Below are 20610 nucleotides of genomic sequence, written 5' to 3' on the forward strand. Positions count from 1 at the left end.
TACGTGGTTCCTGCGAGAGGCGATTGATTACCCGTGACAGTCAGCGCGACCAGCGATGTCTACTTCGACCCGTACGACGTGGGGCTGATCGCCGCCAGGGGCGCGATCCTGGATATGGTCAAAGCCAACATCGAAATCCCGCCGGGGACGGTCATTTTCGAGGATCCGCCGATCCAGGACATTCGCCGTAAGTTGTTGTCCCGCATGTTTACTCCGCGCAAGGTCAATGCACTTGAGCGCAAGATCCGCGGATTCTGTCAAAGAAATCAATTCAGGAATTGAGGTAGTGATGACCGGACGTGTTGAAGGCAAAGTTGCTTTCGTCACCGGGGCGGCGCGTGGCCAGGGCCGTGCACATGCGGTGCGGTTGGCCCAGGAGGGCGCCGACATCATCGCGGTGGACATCTGCAAGAAGATCGATACCGTCGATCTGATCGCCGCCTCCACGCCGGAGGATCTGGCCGAGACCGCGGACCTGGTGAAGGCACAGAACCGGCGGATCTACACCGCCGAGGTCGATGTCCGGGATTACGACGCGCTGAAGTCCGCCGTGGACACCGGAGTCGAGCAGCTCGGCAAGCTCGACATCATCGTCGCCAACGCGGGCATCGGCAACGGTGGCCAGACGCTGGACAAGACCAGCGAAGCCGACTGGACCGCGATGATCGACATCAACCTCGCCGGCGTGTGGAAGACGGTGAAAGCCGGTGTGCCGCATATCCTCGCGGGCGGCAACGGTGGTTCGATCATCCTGACCAGCTCGGTCGGCGGTCTCAAGGCCTATCCGCACACCGGGCACTATGTCGCCGCCAAGCACGGTGTGGTGGGCTTGATGCGTACCTTCGCCGTCGAGCTCGGCGCGCAGAACATCCGCGTCAACTCCGTGCACCCGACCAACGTGAACACTCCGCTGTTCATGAACGAGGGCACGATGAAGCTGTTCCGTCCCGATCTGGAGAACCCGGGGCCCGACGACATGAAGGTGGTCGGCCAGCTGATGCACACCCTGCCGATCGGCTGGGTCGAGCCCGAGGACATCGCCAACGCGGTGCTGTTCCTGGCATCCGACGAGGCCCGGTACATCACCGGCGTCACGCTGCCCGTCGACGGTGGCAGCTGCCTCAAGTAGCCGCTAGAACGGGCTGCTGTTGGCCTGCCATTCGGCCTCGGCTGGCCGCGGCCCGTAACGGCGGGCGTAGTCCTCATGCATCCGGGCCTGTTTCTGACGGTTGATCACGTCGACCAGGTTCGGATCCAAACCATGGACCGCCAACCGGTGACGGCGCCAAACCTTGTTCAGCGCAAAGTTAACCACCAACGCCCACGCGTACAGGGGCACGGTCATCTCCGTGTGCACATAGAGCGAGGCCGGCAGCAGCCAGAAGGGGGCGAGCACGAGCAGGGGAGGTATCGCCCACCTGATCATGTGCCGGCGGATGGCTCCCGGGCCGGCCAGATCGTTGGCGACCCAGCTGCGCATCGAATCCGGCAGGCGCCGGCCGTAGGCATAGCCGATGCGTTGCCACAGATTGGGTTTCGTGGCGGTCATGGTGACTCCTCAGGATTGCAATGCGCCCGCCGCCACGGCGGCCGCGTTGATTCGGGTCAGGACTTGGTGCAGGTTCTCGAGTTCGGTCAATTCGACACCCAGCCGTTCGACGACGGCGGGCGGAATCTCAAGTGCGCGCTCGCGCAGGGCGATTCCGCGCTCGGTGAGCGTGACATCGGTACTGCGCTCGTCGACGACGTTCTTGGCGCGGGTGATCAAGCCAAGTCCCTCCAACCGTTTGAGCATCGGCGACAGCGTGGCCGACTCCATCTGCAAGGCGGTCGCGATCTGCTTGACCGACAGCGGGGACTCGTTCGCCGCCTTCCGATGATCCCACAGCGCCAGCATCACCAGATATTGCGGATGGGTCAGACCCAGCGGCTCCAATAGCGGTCGGTACACCGCCAGCACCGCGCGATTTGTGGTCGCCAACGCGAAGCACACCTGGTGTTCTAGGGCGAGCGGATCGATCTCGCGGGTGGTCAGCGTGGTCATGTTTACATCGTAGCCTAATAGTTAGTGCCCTATCTATATGGGGGTCCCTCACACCCTCGATGAGACCGCGGTCAGGCGGCCGGAGCGGCAGGAATACCCTCGGATTCCATGGACGGATTCGAGGGACGCGGGGCAGTGATCACCGGCGGTGCAAGCGGAATCGGCTTGGCCACCGCTACCGAGTTCGCCCGTCGCGGCGCCCGCATCGTGCTGGCCGATGTCGACAAGTCCACGCTGGAACATGCCGTGGCACACCTCAAGAGCGAGGGCGCCGACGCGCACGGCGTGGAGTGCGACGTGCGGCACGTCGAGGAGATGGTTCACCTCGCGGACGAGGCGTTCCGACTGCTCGGCCAGGTCGACATCGTCTTCAGTAATGCCGGCATCGTCGTCGCGGGCCCGCTCGCCGCCATGACCCACGAGGACTGGCGCTGGGTGATCGACATCGATTTGTGGGGTTCGATCCACGCCGTCGAGGCGTTCGTTCCGAGGCTGATCGAGCAGGGCAAGGGCGGTCACATCGCCTTCACCGCATCCTTCGCCGGGCTGGTGCCCAACGCCGGCCTCGGGGCGTACGGTGTCGCCAAGTATGGCGTTGTCGGCCTGGCCGAAACGCTGGCTCGCGAGGTCAAGGACGACGGGATCGGCGTTTCGGTGCTGTGCCCGATGGTCATCGAAACGAAGCTGGTCTCCAACTCCGAACGCATTCGCGGCGCGGACTATGGACTCGCCTCGACGCCTGATCTGACGGAGAGCTTTGGGCCGCTGCCGCCGACGCAGGATCAAGGCGTGACGGTCGGCGAAGTCGCGCGGTTGACCGCCGATGCGATTCTGGCGAACCGGTTGTACATCCTGCCGCACGAGGCGGCTCGGGCCTCGGTCAAGCGCCGGTTCGAACGCATCGACCACACCTTCGACGACCAGGCCGCCGAAGGCTGGAAGCACTAGCCCGACCGCATTGCGGGCGTTACGCCGATGACTCCGGCGGCTTCCAGGTCCGCGATATCCGTCGGGTTCAAGCCCAACTCAGCGAGCACCTCATGGTTGTGTTGCCCGAGTGTGGGTGCGGGACGAGCGTGAAACACCCGGGGCCCGTCGGAAAATCTCATCGGCACGGTGCTCAGCCTCGCCCGACCGTTCACCGGATGATCGGCTTCTTCGAAGAAACCGCGAAATGTCAGCTGTTCCAGCTCGGTCTGCCGATGTGGTTGCATGACCTTGGCCACCGGGACACCGGCGTCCCACAACGTTGCCACAATGTCGTCGCGGGTACGGTTCTCGCACCAGGCGGCCAGGTGTTCGTCGACGCAATCCTGGTGCGCCCGCCGGCCGGCCTCAGTCGATAACGCGGGATCGGTTGCCCAGGAGGGTGATCCGAGCGCCCGGGATAAACTTTCCCACTGCCCGTCGGTGGCCACCGCAACGGCGACCCAGCTGTCGAGCCGGCCGAACTCGTCGATGTCGGCACTGCGGTAGAGATTCTGGGGCACCGCCGCCGGACCGTGGTTGCCGTCGCGCTCCAGCAGCGCCCCGTACGCCGAGTACTCGATGACCTGCTCGGCGGAAATGCTCAGCGCCGCATCGACCATCGCCGCTTCCACGAACACACCCTCGCCGGTGCGGCGGCGATGCTCGAGCGCCAGCAATATCGCGTTGAGCGCGTGCACACCGGCGTTGGGATCGCCGATCGAATACGGGTCATACGGCGTGCGGTCCGGGTAGCCGGTGAGCCAGCTGACCCCGGATGCGGCTTCGATCACGTACGCGAAGGCAGGGTTGTCGCGCCACGGCCCGTCGAGGCCGAAACCGGGCATCCGCACCATCACCACATCCGGCCGAATCGATTGAACGGCAGCAAAATCCAGACCGATCTGGTCCAGCACCCGAGGCGTGAAGTTTTCCACGATCACGTCGCAGGTAGCGATCAGATCCCGCAGCAGCTCCCGGCCCCGCGAGCTCTGCAGGTCCAGCGTCAGGCTCTTCTTGTTGGTGTTCAGCGCCTCGAAGATCGGCGACTTCTCCCACCACTGCTCCTCGGTGACCGGTATGCCGGCGATCAGCCGGGTGCCATCCGGACGACGGGTGGACTCGACGTGGATGACTTCGGCACCGAGCATGGCCAGAAAGTGGGTGCCGCAGGGACCCGCCCAGAACGTCGTCATGTCCAGCACCCGAAGTCCAATGAACGGCAACGGCTTTGCCGTTCCGGTCGGCGCGGGCCGCGGTGGCAGGTTCGCGGCGCGGTAGTGCTCGGTGTGCTCCCCGAGCCGCGGCGCCGGTTGCGGGCTGCGCAGTTGTGCGGGCCGCATCCGATACGGGTGAGTCGGCTGCCAGAAGCCGCCCGGATTGCGCACGAACGAACCGCGCTCCACGAATTGATCGAACGAGGTGACATTCGCGCCGTTGGCGACCGGCGCGTTGGGAATCCGGAACGCCGAGGCCAGTTCCCGGATTTCGTCGACCGGGGTGGCGGCCACCCATTCGAAGATCTCGTCGGCGTAGACGTTGGCCAGCTCGGTGATCGACAGCGGCGACTCCTCGTCGATCCACTCCGGATGACCCACCATCGCGCACAAGTCGAACCACTGCTGCGCCGTGCCACACCCGAGATCCACCAGGCCGTCCTTCGCCTGAGCCACCCCCGGAATGGTGGGCCGCCGCGTGTCCCGCCACGGTCGGCCAAGCAGTTCGAAGTAGGTCACCGGGTAGTAGGTCAGACACAGGACCTGGGTTTCCAGCATCGACAGGTCGAGCAATTCGCCGGCACCGCCGTCGTTCCGGCGCCATCGCGACGTCAGGGTGGCCACACTCGCATAGACTCCGGCCAGGTACTCGCCGGCCTGCCCGCCGACGAAGACGGGCGCCCGCTCCTGCTCGCCACGTCCGAGCCCGACGATCCCGCCCGACCACGCCTGCAGCGTGAACTCGGTCGCGGCGCGGTCTCGCCAAGGGCCTTCCAGCCCGAACGGTGTGATCGCGGTGACGGTGAGATGCGGATGGCGGCGATGCAGGGCCTGCGGCGAAAACTCCGGGTCCTCAGCGACTTTCGAACCAGCCGACCAGATCACCGCGTCCGCCGACGCCAGCAGCCGGTTCACCAGTTCGGCGTCCTGGGCGACGTCGGCGACCACGCTGTGTTTCGCACCGGCCAGGAAACGGAACAACGCGCCGTCACCGTCGGGCGAAACGGGAGCGCCGGACGCCGACCACCCGCGCAGCGGGTCACCTTCTGGCGCTTCGACTTTGACAACGACGGCACCGCCGTCGGCCAGCAGTTTGGTGCAATAGGCACCGGCGATGCCGGTGGACAGATCGACGACGGTATACCCGGTCAGCGGCGGTTCGACGGGCGCCACTATTTCTTTTTCTTCGCTTTGGTGGCCTTTGCGGCACGTGCCTTCTTGCGGGCTTTCTTGCTCAGCGCCCAGTCGTCGGGGAACTTGGTGTCGTTGTCTCTGACCGCCTCGCCCAACCCCTGTTTGATGGCGTCATCGATCGTCAGCTCGTCGCCACTGTCCGGACGGACGCTGCCGCCCATCGATTCGAAGACGCCGCTGAGCATGCTGCCCAGGTACTCGCCCTGGAACTGCTTCATGATTTCGAAGAAGACCTTCTGCATGAAGACGGTGTCGGTGGGGCGATTGCGGGCGCACGCCTGCGCGTACTTCGCGACTTCTGCCTCGAGTTCGTCCCGGGGCACCACACTGTTGAGAAAGTTGCAGTCGTACATCTCATCCGCGGTGAAAGCCCGTCCGGTGAACACCATTTCCTGGAACTTGCGGATGCCCATCGTCTGCGCCCACCACCACATGCGGGGGCCCCAGCCGTAGTACCGGAACGACGGATGCCCGAACAACGCGTCGTCGCTGGAAATGACCAGATCGGCGTCGGCCGCCTGGTAAAAGTGCCAGCCGTAGCAGTAGCCCTTGGCCTCGAGGATGCTGATTTTCTTGAAGTCCTGCAGGCCGCGGATGCCGGAGTTCGGGTTGGCGTACCACTGGCCCAGGGTCGCGCCGTTGCGAAACGACCCTTGCGGCGGATATCTGACATCGTCGGGGCTGATCCGGTATTCGGCAAGTCGTGGGCCTTGGTCGGCCGCATCGCGGACCCGCAGCACCTCGGTCAGGTCCGCGCCCGAGCCGAGATCGTCGCCGGCTCCGCGAATCACCAGGACTTTGACGTCGTCGTCAATGCCGGCCTGGTGCAACAACTCCGCGTAGCGCAGCCGCGCGGCGATCGTCGGCGCGTTGAGATAGTCCGGCCGGTCGAACGTGATCGTCGCGATCCGCGTCGTCGCGTCTTTGCGGTACCGGACGATCTCTTCGGCCGCCGGCTCCGAGGGCTCAGGCACGGCTACGGCTGCCAGGACGGGCTCGCGGTAAGCACTTCGGGACCGTCGGCGGTGATCAGGACCGCTTCCCGCCCGAATACCGCGCCGACTCCTTCGGCCCAGACGTAGCCGGTCACTGCGAGCACCATCCCCGGCTCCAACCGCTCCTCGGCCGCGGTCGAGGGCAGGTGTTTGGAGACGACGGGTGGGTCGAAGCCCATGCCGAGGCCGCGGGCCACCGGCATCGGCGGCTCCGGCTCCCCGGCAGCCCGGTAAGCGGCCAGCAGTTCGCCGGCTCCGGCACCGGGCTGGCAGGCGGCAATCAGCCTGCCCCACAGGCCTTCCCAGCGCGCGTATAATGCGGCGGCGCCGTTGGGTGCATGCTTGCGATCAGCCGGCCAGGTCCGTCCGACCTCGCCGACATAGCCGCCGGCCAGCACTCCGGCGGAGAATGCCACCAGATCGCCGTCCTGGATACGGCCGTCACCGTCGGCCCGGCGCCACGGGTGCGTGCGCGAAGTCACCCATGCGACATCTTGATTCGAGGGCGTGCTCACTCCGCCGGCCGCCGAGGCCTCCAGCAGGACTCCGGCCAGAGCTTGTTCGCTGACCCCCGGCCGCAACTCCGATACCGCAGCCGCAAGAGCCGACTCGACGACCGCGACGGAGTGCCGCAGCGCGGCAATCTCCTCGGCCGTCTTGATCCGGCGCGCGGCCCGCATCGCCAGCTCGCCGTCCACCAGTTGCGCATTGGGGAACGCCGTCGGCAACAGTTGCGCGAAAACCGGTGAAAGCGCGTCGGTTCCGACCCGCCGAGCGGTTGCCGCACCCGGGATGCGCTCTAGCGCCGACATCGTGTTCATCGGATTCCACGAGATGCCGTAGAGGTTCTCGTGCGGGATGTCCTCGGGGATGCCCTCGTCCCACGTGCTCAGTAGGTGCACCGCACCGGTCTCGCGCACCAGCACGCAGCTCGGGCCGAACGGTCGCGTGCCCGCGACCCAGAGTTGCGGCGCGCCCGTTACATAGCGAACGTTGGCCTGCCGCCCGAGGACCAGGACATCGAGATCATGGGCGGCCATTTGGTCCAGCGCCCGCTGCCGACGGCCCGATCGCAGCGTGCGCTCGTCGGGCAGGACTTCAGTTGCCATAAGGGTCATACGGGTAGTTGGTCAAACGAATCCAGCCTTCCTCGGTAATCACCAGGACCTCCTCGCTGCGGTAGCCGCCGGTGCCGTCTTCCCACACCACGGGCTCCAGGACCAGCACCATCCCGGACTTGAGCACGAAATTCTCGTCGAACTCTTGGCCGAGATCCGTTCCGATCATTGGCATTTCGGCGGCGTTGACGCCGATGCCGTGGCCCAGATAGAAGTGCGGCAGCCACGGTTTGGTGCCACCGTTGGCCTTGATCGCGGCCCGTCCCAGGTCGGCGGCGGTGGCGCCGGCCTTGGCGACGCTCAGCACCGCGCTCATGATTTCGAACCATTTGTCGAACTGCGCCTGCTGGCGCGGCGACGGGTCGCGGCCGACGAGCCAGGTGCGTCCGAAGTCGGAGCAGTAACCCTGGTAGGTGATGCTAACGTCGGTCCACAACACGTCACCTTCGACCAGCTCGCGCTCGGTGCTCAGCAGTGGCAGCGCCAGGTCTCCGTGCGTGGTCCATACGCCCTCGGCCTTGCTCGGCGGCATCACCTGCCAGATCGGCTCCAGCATGCTGGCCGTGGCCCCCAGCTCGAACGCGCGGCGCAAAAAGCTTGCCGACAAATCGATCTGACGGATTCCGGGGGCCAGCCGTTTCTGGACTTCCACCATGGCTTCGTCGGTGATCCGTATCGCGGTGCGCATGCACGACAATTCGTCCGGGGTCTTGACCGACTTGGCCGCGCTGACGATCGCCGCTGCGTCCACGGGAGCACCACCGGGGAACAATAGGTTTGCGGCACGAGACATCGCGCCCGTGCACTCGTCGACCGCGATCACCGCGCCGGGCGGAATCAGGTCGGCAATCGTCCTCGCGAAATCGGCGACGCCTTCTTCGAATTCGAGGTAGACCGGCCCGTGCAAGTGATCGGCGGGCAGGTCGGATTCGTGCGACGCTCCCTCGCGGAAGGGCAGGAACAGATGCGGCCATTCGTCGCCGGCGACCACGACGGCCACCGGTCGCTCGACGTAGGACAGGCCGGCGTCGCCGAGTGGCCAGCTGGCGCCGGTGGCGTAGACGACGGCATTGTTGCCCAGCAGGATCATCGCGTCCACGCCGCGTTCGGCCATCGCCGACCGCAGCCGGGCCCCGGTCTCGCGACGCAGGCGGGCCAGATCGGCTGTTTCGGGAATCACCAGTCCGTTACCGGTGCTGGTGCCCAGTTGCGCGAAGGTCGTCACTACAGGCCCAGGAACTTCGTGATGTTGTCGCTGACGATCTTCTTCGCGTTCGCCGGGCCGACGGCCTCGACGACAGACTTCAGCGACTTCTCGGAATAGCCGTATGTGCTTTCGTTGTGCGGGTAGTCGCTGGACCACATCACCCTGTCCACCCCGATCTCGTCGATCAGCCGCAAGCCCAGCGGGTCGACCATGAACGACGCGGTCATGTGGGTGTCCCAGTAGTAGCGCACGTCGTGCTCGAGCGGCCGGTTGAACATGTGCTGATAGGACGCCACCAGATGCTCGGCATCTTGCAACGCCCAAGGCACCCAGGCGATCCCGCCCTCGAACCAGCCGATCCGCAGCCCGGGGTGGTCGTCGAGAATTCCGGTGAAGAGGTACTTGGCGAACTGCTCGCGGAAGCCGTCGACGTTGATCATCATGCCGACCACCACGCTGTTGAACTGGCATGGGGTTTTCGGCGGGGTTTCGCCGATGTGATGGGTCACCGGCAGGCCGGCCGCTTCGATCTCGTCCCAGACCGGCTTCATCGCGGTGCTGCCGTAGTCGATCACGTTGCCGTCATCGTCCTTGCCCGGGTTCAGCGGCAGCAGGAACGTCTTGAGTCCCAACGACTTCAATTCGGCCAGCGTGCGCTTGGCACCTTCGGGTTCCCACCAGTTGATCAGGCCCGCGCCGTAGAAGTGGCCGTTGGACCGCTCCTGCAACTCGGCGATGTACTCGTTGTAGATGCGGAAGGCCAGTTCACGAAGTTTCTTGTCCGGGTAGTGGAAGAGCGCCAAGATCGCGTTGGGGAACGCCAGTTCCTTCTCGACGCCGTCCTCGCGCAGCTCCTGGATCCGTGCCTCGATGTTGGTGCTTGCGGCGCCGGGCAGGTCGTCGTACTGCATCAGGACGGCGCTGAAGTCTCCCGGCAGGAACGACTGTCCTTTGCGCCCGACTTGGTAGGCACCGTCCTCGTACCAGATCCGCGGCGCCTTGTCCTTCAGGTCATCCGGGAAGCGGTCGAAGAAGATGTCGTCGGCCAGCGAGATGTGGTTGTCGGCCGAGAAGACGACGGTCCCCTCGGGAAGCCCGACATCGCTGCCCACGGCGTGGCCACGCCGATCCTTGGGAGCGCCGTAGCCTCCGGGCGGGTAGAGCGAGGCGGTGGTTGTCGACGTTGACATTATTGACCCTCCATTCGGATCTGCTTGGAAGTGATCATCTCGGGCTGGTGCTCAATGGATTTCGTTTACCAGGTCACCGGGAGTTCGTAGACGCCGTAGGCGAGCCGGTCGTGCTTGAACGGGATCTCGTCGAACGGCACGGCCAGTTTCATGGTCGGGATGCGACGCAAGAGCGTCTGGAACACGATCTGCAGTTCCGCCCGCGCGAGCTGCTGGCCCACGCACTGATGGCGGCCGTAACCGAAGGCGACGTTGCGGTCGGCCCCGGCACGGTGCACGTAAAGCCGATCGGGCTCGGGAAAGACGTCGGGATCCCAGTTCGCGGGAGCCAGGTCGATGATGATGCCTTCGCCGGCGCGGATTGTCTCGCCGGCGATGTGGATGTCGTCGACGGCAACGCGACGCTGCCCATTCTGGATGATGCTCAGGTACCGCAGCAGCTCCTCCACCGCGCTGGCCAGAACCTTCGGGTCCTCGGCATCGCGGACCACGGCAAGTTGATCGGGATTCTCAAGCAGCGCAAGCACTCCGAGCCCAATCATGTTCGCGGTCGTCTCGTGCCCGGCGATCAGCAATCCGGTACCGAGCTGTGCGGCCTCCTTGACGCTGAGCTCGCCGGCCTTGACGCGTTCGGCCAGATCCGAGATCGCGTCCTCCGCCGGTTTCTCCATCTTGGTTTCGACCAGCTGGGCCAGATACTTGTGCAGGCTCATCGCACCCTTGGCGGTGTCGGCGCCAGTGGCATAGCGCGCCAGCCCCATCGAGGCGTGCTCCTGGAACATCTCGGCGTCCTCGTAAGGCACGCCGAGCATCTGGCTGATCACCAGGGACGGGACCGGAAGCGCAATGGCGGCAACGACATCCGCGGGCTGCGGTCCGGCCAGCATCGTGTCGATGTGGTCATCGGTGATCTGCTGAATCGTGGGCCGCAGGCCTTCCACGCGCCGGAAGGTGAACGGTTTCGACAGCATCCGCCGGTAGCGGGTGTGCTCGTCACCGTCGGCGGTGAACACCGACCGGGGCCGCTTGTGCACGGTCGACAGCATGCCTTCGTTCCAATGCGGGAAGCCGGGCACCCGGTCGTCAACGCTGACCCGGGAATCGGAGAACAGCTCGCGCACCTGCTCGTAGCCCGTGATGAGCCACGGGGTGCTGCCGTCCCAGATCCGGACCCGCGACAGTGGCCGCTCGTGGGCCAGGGCCATGACGTCCGGGGGTGGGGCGAACGGGCAGCGCTCATCGCGGGCCATCGGGTAGTCGGGAATCTCTGACACGGCCTCGGCCGTGCTGCTCGTCAGTGCGTCTGACATGTCAATCCTCGATGTAGATTGCCTGGGCTGGGCACGCCGAGGCGGCCTGACGGGCCCCTTCGGTCTGCTCGGCGGACGGGTGCTCGTTGAGCAGGATGACCACTCCGTCCTCGTCGCGCTGGTCGAACACCTCGGGTGCATTCATCACGCAGTTTCCCGAGGACGCGCAAATGTTCTGGTCGACAGTAACTTTCATCAGCTTGCTCTTCATTCGTACGGAGTGACCGGCGCCAGCCACAGGCCCACGATTGCGTCGATGAGGCCGAACGCGGCTGCGCGCCAAGAGGGCTGAGCCATCGGGGCGCCTGCGGCAAGCGCACGCTCGCGATCGGCGCAGGTGTGCATCAAGAGGTTTCGGGCCATGACGTTGCGTTCGAAATGCACATCGGCCGGCAGGTTGGGCAAGCAGCGGTTGACACCGTCGACCACCTCGACGAGCGACGGAGAGCTGAGCGCACCCTTGACCACGATGTTGTAGTAGGCCGGATCGGTCATCGCTTGCGCCGCGAAACGCGCGTACCAGGTCGGGTTGCCGAGATCCTCGAGGTGGTCGGTGAGTGGGCGCACCAGACACGCCACCCAGGCGCGTAGCTCACCGGAGTCGCCCGACGCCCGCAGGTCGACCACCATTTGCTCGCGCAGCTCCTCGACGGGTCCGCGGTGCTTCTCCTCGATGGCACGCACCAGGTCGGCCTTGGTACCGAAGTGGTAGCCCACCGCGGCGTTGTTACCCTGCCCCGCGGCCTCGCTGACCTGGCGGTTGGACACCGCGAACATCCCGTGCTCGGCATACAGTCGCTCGGCCGCCACCAGGATCGCCTCCTGGGTGGAGCTGGCCCGTTCGGTGCGAACGGCCCTGCCTGCCGCGGTCATTGGCCCAGTCAACCGCTTGGAACGGTTTAAGTCAAGCGCTTGATTTAAATGATTTCGGGTCTGCCCGGCGGCCTTCGGCGTGACGCTGCGGTCGTGCTCGGCGCCGGACGTGACGGCACCGGCGCGCTCGGGCCGAGACCTCATCCCTCGCGCCTCTTCGAAGGCATCACCTTGCCGGCCGAGGTTCCGCCGTCCACCGGCAGCACGGTTCCGGTGACATAGAGCGAGCGATCGCCCGCGAAATACAACGCGGCCTGGGCGACGTCGTCGGTCGTTCCCTCACGCTTGAGCGGCCGGTCGTCTCGCATGCCCTGGCGGATCTTCGCCTCGAACTGGGCCAGCTGCTCCGCGTCCATCCCGGCCGCCGACTTCCCCAGGATCGGCGTGGGGATGCTGCCCGGCGCGATCGCGTTGACGCGAATCTCATAGCGCGCCAGCTCAATTGCCGCGGACTTCGTGAATTGGATGACGGCCGCTTTCGACGCCCGATAGATCATCACCCCGCCGCCGGCCTGGATCCCGCCGATCGAAGTGAGGTTGATGATCGATCCGCCGCCGCTTTCGGCCATGTGCCGGGCGGCGTCTCGGGTACCGGCCATCACGCCGAGGACGTTCACGCCCATGATCCGGTGGAAGTCCGACAGGTCGTCGTCGAGTAATCGACGCAAGGGGCTGGACACCGCCGCGTTGTTCACCATGACGTGCAGCCCGCCGAACTTCTCGACGGTGGTCGCGACCAGCGCCTGCACCTGTTCGGGATCCGAGACGTCGGTCCGGATGAACAGCGCACCGGGGCCCAGGGTGGCAGCCAGCTGCTCGCCCATCTCGGCCTCGACGTCCGCGACGACGACCCGGGCGCCCTCGGCAAGAAACCGTTCCACGATGCCGCGACCGATGCCCGACGCCCCGCCGGTGACGATGGCGACCTTGCCATCCAGTTCGTTGACCACCCGACGAGTTAATCGGGCACGCGACTGTTAAGTCAAGCAGTTGATTTAAGTCTTTCCCGGAATTGGCCTGCCACTGCTGGATTAGTGTTTGCTGCGTGAACGAACGGATCCTGGCCAACGGATTGCGGCGTCGATGAATCCCGATACTTTCTGCACCTCCGACCAATGGAGCATGATCGCGTCGGCGGCGTCGACGTCACAGCTCGCCGGTGTGCTCGGCGGATTCCTCATCACCGCAATCGCTTTGCTGTTCGACCGCAACAGCCGAGAAGGCGTGCACACCCTGGCACTGTTCGCGTCGGCGGTGCTGATCCTGATGTTGGACAGCTTTCTGTTCAGCCTCATCAGCGGCACCCACCCGCCCGACAACGGCGACCGGCAGGGCATCTGCGCGATCGCCTGGACCCAGGGCGACCTGGCGACCGGGATGCTCGCGGCCGGCACCACCGGACTGTTCGCCGGCCTGGGCTGGATGCTGGCCAGCCACGCGGTGAACAAGGTGCCCGCCGAAGATCCAGCGGACATCCGCGCCTACTGTTTCCTCGCCGACCTCGGCGGGTGGCTGACCTTCGGCGCCGCGATGGCGACGACGTTGATCATGAGCGAGACAAGCATCGACTACCTGCATTTCGTGCTCGGGCACCCGCCCGCGCTGTGGCTGACGGGGTCGATCGTGACGTTCTGCGCGCTGGCCATCCTGCTCGATTTCGTGGTGGTCTACTTCCGTACGAAGGCCCTGAACCGCTCGCTGGCCAACACCGCCGAGCCGACCCAATTGGCATTGCGGTCGATCAAGGTCGCCACGGTGGGAACGCTGTTCCTCGCCGTCGCCGGCTCATGGCTTGCCGTCAGCCTGGCGCGCCTTCCGATCGGCTGGCTGACGACCCCCAACCGCGCGTTCGTCATATTCGTCTTCGTGCTCGCGCTGATCGTGCCGACGATCATCTCGACCGCGGCCTGCTATTCGGTCGCGAGCACCGACGACGGTTTCCGTCCACGCGTGCGTTAACGGCCTCATAGGGGTTCCGGACGGGCCGCGCGCCAGCCATGCTGGGTACGGCAGTTCATCGGAAAACTGGGAGGGCGTACTCATGAAGGTTTTGGTTATCGGTGGCAGCGGGCTGATCGGATCCCAGGTTGTCACCATGCTCACCGACCTGGGCCACGAAGCCGTTCCCGCCTCGCCGCGCTCGGGTGTCAACGCCATCACCGGCGAAGGCCTCACCGAGGCCGTCGCCGGTGTCCACACCGTGGTGGACGTGTCCAATTCCCCGTCTTGGGCCGACGACGACGTGCTCGAGTTTTTCACCACCTCGACCCGCAACCTCCTCGAAGCGGAGCGAGCCGCCGGCGTACAGCACCACGTCGCGCTCTCGATCGTGGGCGCCGACCGATTGCCCGACAGCGGCTACATGCGGGCCAAGGTCGCACAGGAGAAGGTGATCGAGGACTCGGAATTCCCGAACACGATCGTGCGCGCGACGCAGTTCTTCGAATTCGTTGGCGGCATTGCGGATTCGATGGCCGACGGCGACACTGTTCGCGCGCCGCACGGAGCGTTCCAGCCCATCGCCTCCGCAGACGTCGCGACGGCCGTCACCCGCGCGGCGATCGACGATCCGGCCGGGCTGATCAACATCGCCGGCCCCGACAAGCAGGGGATGGACGACTTCATCCGGACGTGGTTCGCCGCAACCGGCGATGCGCGCGAGGTGGTCACCGACCCGCAGGCCCGCTACTACGGTGCGCTGCTCGACGACCGCGGCATCGTTCCTATCGACGGAGAGCAAGTCACGATCTACCCGACCAACTTCAGCAACTGGGCGGATTCCCGGCAGCAGGCCGGCTGATAGCGGCCGAAAAATCTTCGGCAATGGTTGCGTTCTGGCTAACTCCCTAGCACGGTATAACTCGCCGGGCCCGTATCGACCGACGACGAGGAGCGATCAATGCCGCTGCTACCCACCAGTGGGGTTACCTTCGACGGGGCGCAGCTGACCCGGCGCGGCTTCATGGCGGCCAGCATCGCGGGTGGATTGACACTGGCGGCGTGCGGCCATTCCAAGTCGCAGGACCTGAGCAGTGCCGACAAGATGGCCGCCGCGATCGCTGCTGCCGAGGCGGCACGGCCGCACAGCGGACGCACGGTCAACGTCAGCTTGACCCAGCAGCTGACCCAGATCGATTTGGGCGGACCGGTCGTGCGGACGCTGGCCTTCGGCGACACGATCCCCGGCCCGCTGATCCGGGCCAACGTCGGCGACGAACTCGTGGTCAAGGTCTCGAACAAACTCGACCACATGACCTCGGTGCATTGGCACGGTATCGCGTTGCGCAACAACATGGATGGCGCGGAACCGGCCACCCCGAACATCGAAGCCGGCCAGGAATTCACGTATCAGTTCTCCGTACCGAATTCGGGCACCTACTGGGCACATCCGCACACCGGCCTCGACGAAGACACCGGGCTGTACCTGCCGGTCATCATCGATGACCCCACCGAAAGCAACTACGACGCCGAATGGGTTGTCGTCCTTGATGACTGGACCGATGGCGTGGGAAAGAGTCCGCAGCAGCTCTACGAGGAACTCACGAACCCCAACAAACCCAGCATGTCCAACATGCCGGCCGCACCCTCGACAACCCCGACCACGTCGACAACCCCTACCACCTCGACCAGCGAGACCACTTCGACCAGCCCGACGACGTCGACCACTCCCACGTCGACGTCGACATCAGCGTCGGCAACGCCGACTGCCCGGGTCGGAAACAGCGACCTGCTTGGCGGCGACGCCGGAGACATCGCCTATCCGTACTATCTGATCAACGGGCGAATTCCCGCGGCTCCCACCACCTTCAATGCCAAGCCGGGCCAGCGCATCCGGATCCGCTTCATCAACACCGGCTCCGACACCACCTTCCGCGTCGCGCTGACCGGCCACCCCATGACGGTCACCCACACCGATGGCTACGCCGTGGTGCCCAGACAGGTCGACGCCCTGCTGATCGGGATGGCCGAACGATACGACGTCATCGTGACCGCCGCCGACGGCGTCTTCCCGCTGGTCGCCTTGGCCGAGGGCAAGGGGGCGCTGGCGCGGGCGCTGCTGTCCACCGGCAAGGGCAGCCCGCCCGATCCGCAGTTCCAACCAGCCGAATTGAACCGGCGCGTAGGAACGATCGAGATGTTCACCGCCGCAACGTCGGTCATGTTGAGCCGACCCGAACCGGGGCTCAACCTTCCCGTCGTGCTGGGCGGCAACATGGTCCAGTACGACTGGACGATCAACGGCGAGCCATACAGCAAGACCAATCCGCTGCACGTTCAGCAGGGCCAGCGGCCGACCATCACCTTCGACAACTCGACGATGATGTATCATCCAATCCACCTGCACGGGCACACATTCCAGCTGATCAACCCCGACGGATCGCTGGGCGCCCGCAAGGACACCGTGATGGTGCTGCCCAAGCAGAAGATCCTGGCCGTTCTGGTGGCCGATAATCCCGGCGTGTGGCAGATGCACTGCCACAACACCTATCACCAGGTCGCCGGAATGATGACCCGGCTGGAATACGTCTTCTAAGAAGCCAGGAATTCCAGCAGCAATTCGTTGACCGTCGACGGCTGCTCGATCTGCGGACAGTGACCGGCGCCGACGACCACCGTCGAGCGGGCGCCGTCGATCTGCTCGGCGATCTCGGCGGCCCAACCTCGCGGCAACAGCTTGTCCTCTCCCCCTTCGACCACCAGCGTCGGCACGCCGACGCGCTCGTAGGCTCGGGTGGTCGACGGGGTCGGCGGCCGCGAGGAACCGGGGCGGCGGAATCGGGCCGCGGCCACCGCTTCCCACGCCCCCGGCGCGGTGCTCGATGCGTAGCGGCGCCCCACGTATTCCTCGTCGGCCGGATAGCTGGGATCGTGAAACAGGGCTTCCACGATGCGGCGCATCGCCTCCAGGCTGGCGTCGTAGTCCTGCAGCGCCTCAAAGTGCTTGTTCTGCTGAATTTCTCCGCCGCCGCAGATGATCGTCAGGCTACGGACCGGCAACCGCGGCGCTTCGGACGTGGTGTCGTTGAGCAGGTTGATCGCGCCCATCGAGTTGCCGACGAAATGCGCGGAGTCGATACCGAGCAGCTCGCAGAAGCGAGCCACATGCCGTATCCGCATCCCCCGGCCGTCCACGAAGTCGATCACCTTCGCCGAGTTTCCATACCCCAGCATGTCCGGAGCCAGCACCCGGTAGTGTGCGGCCAGCGCGGAAACGTTGCGTTCCCAACCCAGTTCGGCGCTGGCGCCGAACTCGCCGCCGTGTAGCAGCACTATCGGATCGCCGTTGCCGGCATCCAGGTAACCCGTGGTAAGACCGTCGACCAGCATGGTCCGGCGCGCAAAGTCCATCACTTGATCGCAATCGGGTTCACGGGAGAGCCGACCGCGCCGACCACCCGCAGCGGCGGGGCGACGAGCTGGAACTCGTAGACGCCGTCCGCGGCGCAATCCTGCGCCAGCGCGGCGAGATCCCAGTATTCGCCGAAGATCATGCCCATGTCGCGCAGGCAGAGTAGATGCAGGGGGAAGGTGACGCCGTCGACTCCGGAAACCAGGTCTTCGACCTGAAGGTTATCCGCGGCCACGGCCGCGATCTCGTGATCATGCAGCCACTGGGCACATCGCCAGTCCAGGCCGGAATAGCCCTCGGTCCTGTTACCGGTCATCAGAAACCTTGTCCACCAGCCGGTCCGGATCAGCACGATGTCACCCCGCCCGACGGTCACACCCTGGGCGCGAACCACGTCGTCGAGTTCTTCCGGCGAGATCGGGTTTCCGGCCTCGAGGAATACCTCCGCTTTGCGATGGCGGACCAAGTCCAGCAGCACACCGCGGGACGTGATGCCCTTGACGTCAACCTTGTCGATGCCGCAGTGGTAGGCGCCCATGCTGGTGACCGAATCCGCCGCGAAGCCGTTGTAGAGCTGATCGTCGTAGTAGACGTGGGACAACGCATCCCACTGGCTTGCCGCCTGCAGCGGCATGATGATGATGTCGTCGTTGAAGCGGAACGGATTGTCGGGCGTCATGTAGCCGCTGAGCTGCTGAGCCACCGGGTTACGCGGCCAGCTCGGCCCGTACTTGGCCAGCGTGTTCACATCGCCGCCGTCGACGGTCATGATGTGCACCGGGTTGTGCCGAAACGCGAAGGCGCCCTGCGGACCCGAGGCGCCGAAGTCGACCCCGAGCGGAAATACCTTGCCGTGCTTGACCAGACCGGCGGCCTGCGCGACCTTGTCCGCGGTGATGAAGTTCAGAGTGCCGAGCTCGTCGGCGTCGCCCCAGCGTCCCCAATTGGAGACGTCCCTTGCCACCCGACGGAAATCAGTCAAGTCCGCTCGGCTCATCTGGCGGGGCTCCTTTCTCGAGTTCACGAGCGATCGCCGCGCCCACGTTTCCACCGTCGACCCAGATGATCTGTCCCGTGATGTAGCTGGCCGCACCACTATTCAAGAAGAGCAGCACTGCCGCCTGCTCGGCGGGGTCGCAAACGCGCCCCAGCGGCTTGGGAATGTCGTCGAGGAATGCGTGCCCGTACGCCGTTCGCAGCTGATCGAGTATCGGCGTCTCGGTGACCCCGGGGCCGGAGCAGTTGATGCGGATACCTTTGGCGCCCAGGGGCGTAGCACTGCGCATCGTGTAGAAGATGATCGCTTCCTTGGACAGTTGGTAACCGTTGCCCACCACGTCGGGATTCGCCTCGCACCAGTCGATGCCCTCTTGCATCGTCGCGGTATTCAACAATGGCGCCACCGCCGCCGCGTGCTCTCGGTAGGCGGCGGCCGCGAGCGAGGACACGCTGACGATCGACGATCCCGCGGCCATCCTCGAAACCAGCGCCTCGGTGATCTGGCGGGTGCCCAGGAAGTTGATCGTGGCGACCAGTGCCGGGTTGCCGATCCCGGAGGAGACACCGGCGACGTTGAACAGCGTGTCGACCCGCCCACCGATGGACGCTACCGCACCATCGATCGATTCCGGGTCGGCGAGGTCGACCTCATGAAACTCGTTGAGCTCGAACGACGGTCGCCGCTTATCCAGCCCGACGACTTCGGCCCCGAGTTCGGTGAGCTGGCGCACCACATGCTCGCCAATGCCCGACGCACATCCGGTGACCACCGCACGGCGGCCGTCATAGCGCCACAACCCGTCGATCTCGCCCACGGCTCGATTATCTTCCGGCGCTACTTCTTTTTCTGCTCTTCCTTCGCGCGCTGCGCCGCCTGCACCCGGCCCTCGTTGATCTCCGCCATGGCCTCGGGGATCTCGCTGGCGGTGAATTTGTCGCGCCCGGTGGGCAAGCCGCCGAACGCGTAGGTTTCGTCGAACAACGGGGCGCTCGGCTTCGGCCGCCGCGCCTCGACCTTCTCGATCACCGGTGCCAGCCGCTTGGCCTTCTCCGCCACCGCTTTCTGGTCACGTTCGATGAACTCGGGCAGTACCTCTTTGCCCATCAGCTCAATGGATTCCATGGTGCCTTCGTGGCTGCGCGGGTTGAGCAGCAGGATGATCTCGTCGACGCCGCTCTCCTCGTACCCGCGCAGGAACTCGCGCACGGTGTCCGGGGATCCGATCGCGCCGCGGCCGGGTCCGTAGGCCAGCGTCGGGTCCTTTTCCACCTCTTCGAGATAGCGCTTCCACACTCCGGTGCGGCCCGGGCTGTGCATTCCGGTCAGGTAGTAGTGCATGATCCCGAACGAGAAGAATCCACCGCCCTGCCCCAGCCGTTGCAGCGCCTCTTCTTCGGTCTTGGCGACCATCATCGACAAGTCACCGCCGATGGCCAGGATGTTCGGGTTGATCTGCGGCGTGATCGGCACGCCGTTCTCCTCGAATTCTTTGTAGTAGCCGTTGACCCGGTCGGTCAGCGGACCGGGTCCGGTGTAGGCGAAACTCAGTGCCCCAATGCACTTTTGGGCAGCCATCTGCACGCTTGCCGGCCGGGTGCAGGCGACCCAGACGGGCGGGTGCGGCTTTTGCAACGGTTTGGGGATGACGTTGCGAGGCGGCATCTGGATCTGCTCACCCTTGAAACCCGTGAACGGCTCCTCGATCATGCATCGGATCGCGACCTCCAGGGACTCCTCCCACTGGGCGCGCTTGTCGGCGGGGTCGACGTCGAATCCGCCGAGTTCGCCGACCGAGGAACCTTCCCCGGTGCCGAACTCGACACGCCCGTTGGAAAGCAGGTCGATGGTCGCGACGCGTTCGGCCACCCGGGCGGGGTGATTGACCGCGGGCAGCAGATGCATGATGCCGAACCCGAGCCGAATGTTCTTGGTTCGCTGGCTGGCCGCGGCCAGGAAGATCTCCGGCGCGGTGGAGTGGCAGTACTCCTCGAGGAAGTGGTGCTCGGTCAGCCAGACGGTGGAGAATCCCGCCTTGTCGGCGGCCTCCACCTCGTTCAGGCAGTCCTGCAACAGGACATGTTCGTCGTCGGGCGCCCACGGACGGGGCAGAGCGAACTCGTAGAACAGTGAAATTTTCATTGTTACC

At 65.3% G+C, this 20610-nt stretch carries 20 protein-coding genes and 1 pseudogene; 6 read left to right on the plus strand and 15 right to left on the minus strand.

All coding sequences use genetic code 11. The annotated features are described in order from the left end of the window. Positions 1–33: 33 nt before the first annotated feature. Together AC5Y5O_RS13170 and AC5Y5O_RS13175 are read left to right on the plus strand one after the other, a co-directional pair. Positions 34–258: pseudogene (locus AC5Y5O_RS13170) on the plus strand (cytochrome P450); the annotation flags it as partial. 31 nt (positions 259–289) lie between these two features. Further along, a complete protein-coding gene (locus AC5Y5O_RS13175) occupies positions 290–1129 on the plus strand; it encodes a mycofactocin-coupled SDR family oxidoreductase (protein ID WP_096290092.1) in 840 nt (279 codons plus the stop codon). 3 nt (positions 1130–1132) lie between these two features. Here AC5Y5O_RS13175 and AC5Y5O_RS13180 read toward each other — a convergent pair whose 3' ends face one another. Together AC5Y5O_RS13180 and AC5Y5O_RS13185 are read right to left on the minus strand one after the other, a co-directional pair. After that, on the minus strand, positions 1133–1549 hold the full coding sequence (locus AC5Y5O_RS13180) for a DUF5313 domain-containing protein (protein WP_096290093.1): 417 nt from the start codon (positions 1547–1549) through the stop codon (positions 1133–1135). A 9-nt stretch (positions 1550–1558) separates the two neighbouring features. Further along, positions 1559–2044: a MarR family winged helix-turn-helix transcriptional regulator gene (locus tag AC5Y5O_RS13185; RefSeq protein WP_096290094.1), complete on the minus strand. Its 486-nt coding sequence runs from the start codon at positions 2042–2044 to the stop codon at positions 1559–1561. Positions 2045–2152: 108 nt separating this feature from the next. Between AC5Y5O_RS13185 and AC5Y5O_RS13190 the strand changes: the two genes are divergently transcribed. Next, entirely contained in the window at positions 2153–2992 is an 840-nt protein-coding gene (locus AC5Y5O_RS13190) for an SDR family NAD(P)-dependent oxidoreductase (protein ID WP_500025557.1), read from the plus strand. Here the strand turns inward: AC5Y5O_RS13190 and AC5Y5O_RS13195 are convergent. The 9 genes from AC5Y5O_RS13195 to AC5Y5O_RS13235 all read right to left on the minus strand — a co-directional run bounded on the left by AC5Y5O_RS13195 (position 2989) and on the right by AC5Y5O_RS13235 (position 13064). Next, the gene (locus tag AC5Y5O_RS13195) at positions 2989–5403 is read right to left on the minus strand and encodes a CaiB/BaiF CoA transferase family protein (RefSeq protein WP_500025600.1); all 2415 of its coding nucleotides are present in this window, start codon (positions 5401–5403) and stop codon (positions 2989–2991) included. The two genes, AC5Y5O_RS13190 and AC5Y5O_RS13195, sit on opposite strands and share 4 nt — an antisense overlap. Next, positions 5400–6395: an enoyl-CoA hydratase/isomerase family protein gene (locus AC5Y5O_RS13200; RefSeq protein WP_500025558.1), complete on the minus strand. Its 996-nt coding sequence runs from the start codon at positions 6393–6395 to the stop codon at positions 5400–5402. Before AC5Y5O_RS13200 ends, AC5Y5O_RS13195 begins: the two co-directional genes overlap by 4 nt. A gap of 2 nt (positions 6396–6397) precedes the next feature. Further along, a complete protein-coding gene (locus AC5Y5O_RS13205) occupies positions 6398–7525 on the minus strand; it encodes a M24 family metallopeptidase (protein ID WP_096290098.1) in 1128 nt (375 codons plus the stop codon). Beyond that, the gene (locus AC5Y5O_RS13210) at positions 7515–8759 is read right to left on the minus strand and encodes a M24 family metallopeptidase (protein WP_096290099.1); all 1245 of its coding nucleotides are present in this window, start codon (positions 8757–8759) and stop codon (positions 7515–7517) included. The genes AC5Y5O_RS13205 and AC5Y5O_RS13210 overlap by 11 nt, the downstream gene beginning before the upstream one ends. Further along, on the minus strand, positions 8759–9931 hold the full coding sequence (locus AC5Y5O_RS13215; protein WP_096290100.1) for an amidohydrolase family protein: 1173 nt from the start codon (positions 9929–9931) through the stop codon (positions 8759–8761). Before AC5Y5O_RS13215 ends, AC5Y5O_RS13210 begins: the two co-directional genes overlap by 1 nt. A gap of 65 nt (positions 9932–9996) precedes the next feature. Further along, entirely contained in the window at positions 9997–11241 is a 1245-nt protein-coding gene (locus AC5Y5O_RS13220) for a cytochrome P450 (RefSeq protein ID WP_500025559.1), read from the minus strand. 1 nt (position 11242) lies between these two features. Continuing rightward, positions 11243–11437 (minus strand): ferredoxin, encoded by a 195-nt coding sequence (locus AC5Y5O_RS13225; protein ID WP_096291365.1) that lies wholly within the window; start codon positions 11435–11437, stop codon positions 11243–11245. A gap of 11 nt (positions 11438–11448) precedes the next feature. Then, entirely contained in the window at positions 11449–12114 is a 666-nt protein-coding gene (locus AC5Y5O_RS13230) for a TetR/AcrR family transcriptional regulator (protein ID WP_096290102.1), read from the minus strand. A gap of 140 nt (positions 12115–12254) precedes the next feature. Then, the gene (locus tag AC5Y5O_RS13235) at positions 12255–13064 is read right to left on the minus strand and encodes an SDR family NAD(P)-dependent oxidoreductase (RefSeq protein ID WP_096290103.1); all 810 of its coding nucleotides are present in this window, start codon (positions 13062–13064) and stop codon (positions 12255–12257) included. 133 nt (positions 13065–13197) lie between these two features. On the opposite strand from AC5Y5O_RS13235, the gene AC5Y5O_RS13240 reads away from it, so the two are divergent. The 3 genes from AC5Y5O_RS13240 to AC5Y5O_RS13250 all read left to right on the plus strand — a co-directional run bounded on the left by AC5Y5O_RS13240 (position 13198) and on the right by AC5Y5O_RS13250 (position 16648). Beyond that, positions 13198–14073, plus strand: a complete 876-nt coding sequence (locus AC5Y5O_RS13240) for a hypothetical protein (RefSeq protein WP_096290104.1) — start codon at positions 13198–13200, stop codon at positions 14071–14073. Between the two features lie 82 nt (positions 14074–14155). Continuing rightward, positions 14156–14914 carry an SDR family oxidoreductase gene (locus AC5Y5O_RS13245; protein WP_096290105.1) on the plus strand — a complete coding sequence of 253 codons (759 nt, stop codon included), beginning with the start codon at positions 14156–14158 and terminating at the stop codon, positions 14912–14914. 99 nt (positions 14915–15013) lie between these two features. Continuing rightward, positions 15014–16648, plus strand: coding sequence for a multicopper oxidase family protein (locus AC5Y5O_RS13250; protein ID WP_096290106.1), 1635 nt, complete (start codon positions 15014–15016; stop codon positions 16646–16648). Here the strand turns inward: AC5Y5O_RS13250 and AC5Y5O_RS13255 are convergent. Genes AC5Y5O_RS13255 through AC5Y5O_RS13270 form a run of 4 tightly spaced genes read right to left on the minus strand, consistent with a single transcriptional unit; the run spans position 16645 to position 20603 of the window. Beyond that, on the minus strand, positions 16645–17463 hold the full coding sequence (locus tag AC5Y5O_RS13255; RefSeq protein ID WP_096290107.1) for an alpha/beta fold hydrolase: 819 nt from the start codon (positions 17461–17463) through the stop codon (positions 16645–16647). The two genes, AC5Y5O_RS13250 and AC5Y5O_RS13255, sit on opposite strands and share 4 nt — an antisense overlap. Next, complete coding sequence (locus tag AC5Y5O_RS13260) at positions 17463–18461, minus strand: cyclase family protein (protein WP_500025560.1); 999 nt, start codon at positions 18459–18461, stop codon at positions 17463–17465. The genes AC5Y5O_RS13255 and AC5Y5O_RS13260 overlap by 1 nt, the downstream gene beginning before the upstream one ends. Further along, complete coding sequence (locus AC5Y5O_RS13265; RefSeq protein ID WP_500025561.1) at positions 18439–19278, minus strand: coniferyl-alcohol dehydrogenase; 840 nt, start codon at positions 19276–19278, stop codon at positions 18439–18441. Before AC5Y5O_RS13265 ends, AC5Y5O_RS13260 begins: the two co-directional genes overlap by 23 nt. Positions 19279–19298: 20 nt before the next feature. After that, positions 19299–20603, minus strand: a complete 1305-nt coding sequence (locus AC5Y5O_RS13270; RefSeq protein WP_500025562.1) for an LLM class flavin-dependent oxidoreductase — start codon at positions 20601–20603, stop codon at positions 19299–19301. Between the last annotated feature and the right edge of the window lie 7 nt (positions 20604–20610).

This window comes from Mycobacterium sp. NGS40, assembly GCF_059812735.1.

Bases quoted from the DNA above. Each gene is read 5' to 3' on its own strand.
- AC5Y5O_RS13175 (WP_096290092.1), top strand. From the start codon at position 290: ATGACCGGACGTGTTGAAGGCAAAGTTGCTTTCGTCACCGGGGCGGCG.
- AC5Y5O_RS13180 (WP_096290093.1), bottom strand. From the start codon at position 1,549: ATGACCGCCACGAAACCCAATCTGTGGCAACGCATCGGCTATGCCTAC.
- AC5Y5O_RS13185 (WP_096290094.1), bottom strand. From the start codon at position 2,044: ATGACCACGCTGACCACCCGCGAGATCGATCCGCTCGCCCTAGAACAC.
- AC5Y5O_RS13190 (WP_500025557.1), top strand. From the start codon at position 2,153: ATGGACGGATTCGAGGGACGCGGGGCAGTGATCACCGGCGGTGCAAGC.
- AC5Y5O_RS13205 (WP_096290098.1), bottom strand. From the start codon at position 7,525: ATGGCAACTGAAGTCCTGCCCGACGAGCGCACGCTGCGATCGGGCCGT.
- AC5Y5O_RS13215 (WP_096290100.1), bottom strand. From the start codon at position 9,931: ATGTCAACGTCGACAACCACCGCCTCGCTCTACCCGCCCGGAGGCTAC.
- AC5Y5O_RS13220 (WP_500025559.1), bottom strand. From the start codon at position 11,241: ATGTCAGACGCACTGACGAGCAGCACGGCCGAGGCCGTGTCAGAGATT.
- AC5Y5O_RS13225 (WP_096291365.1), bottom strand. From the start codon at position 11,437: ATGAAAGTTACTGTCGACCAGAACATTTGCGCGTCCTCGGGAAACTGC.
- AC5Y5O_RS13230 (WP_096290102.1), bottom strand. From the start codon at position 12,114: ATGACCGCGGCAGGCAGGGCCGTTCGCACCGAACGGGCCAGCTCCACC.
- AC5Y5O_RS13240 (WP_096290104.1), top strand. From the start codon at position 13,198: ATGAATCCCGATACTTTCTGCACCTCCGACCAATGGAGCATGATCGCG.
- AC5Y5O_RS13245 (WP_096290105.1), top strand. From the start codon at position 14,156: ATGAAGGTTTTGGTTATCGGTGGCAGCGGGCTGATCGGATCCCAGGTT.
- AC5Y5O_RS13250 (WP_096290106.1), top strand. From the start codon at position 15,014: ATGCCGCTGCTACCCACCAGTGGGGTTACCTTCGACGGGGCGCAGCTG.
- AC5Y5O_RS13255 (WP_096290107.1), bottom strand. From the start codon at position 17,463: ATGGACTTTGCGCGCCGGACCATGCTGGTCGACGGTCTTACCACGGGT.
- AC5Y5O_RS13260 (WP_500025560.1), bottom strand. From the start codon at position 18,461: ATGAGCCGAGCGGACTTGACTGATTTCCGTCGGGTGGCAAGGGACGTC.
- AC5Y5O_RS13270 (WP_500025562.1), bottom strand. From the start codon at position 20,603: ATGAAAATTTCACTGTTCTACGAGTTCGCTCTGCCCCGTCCGTGGGCG.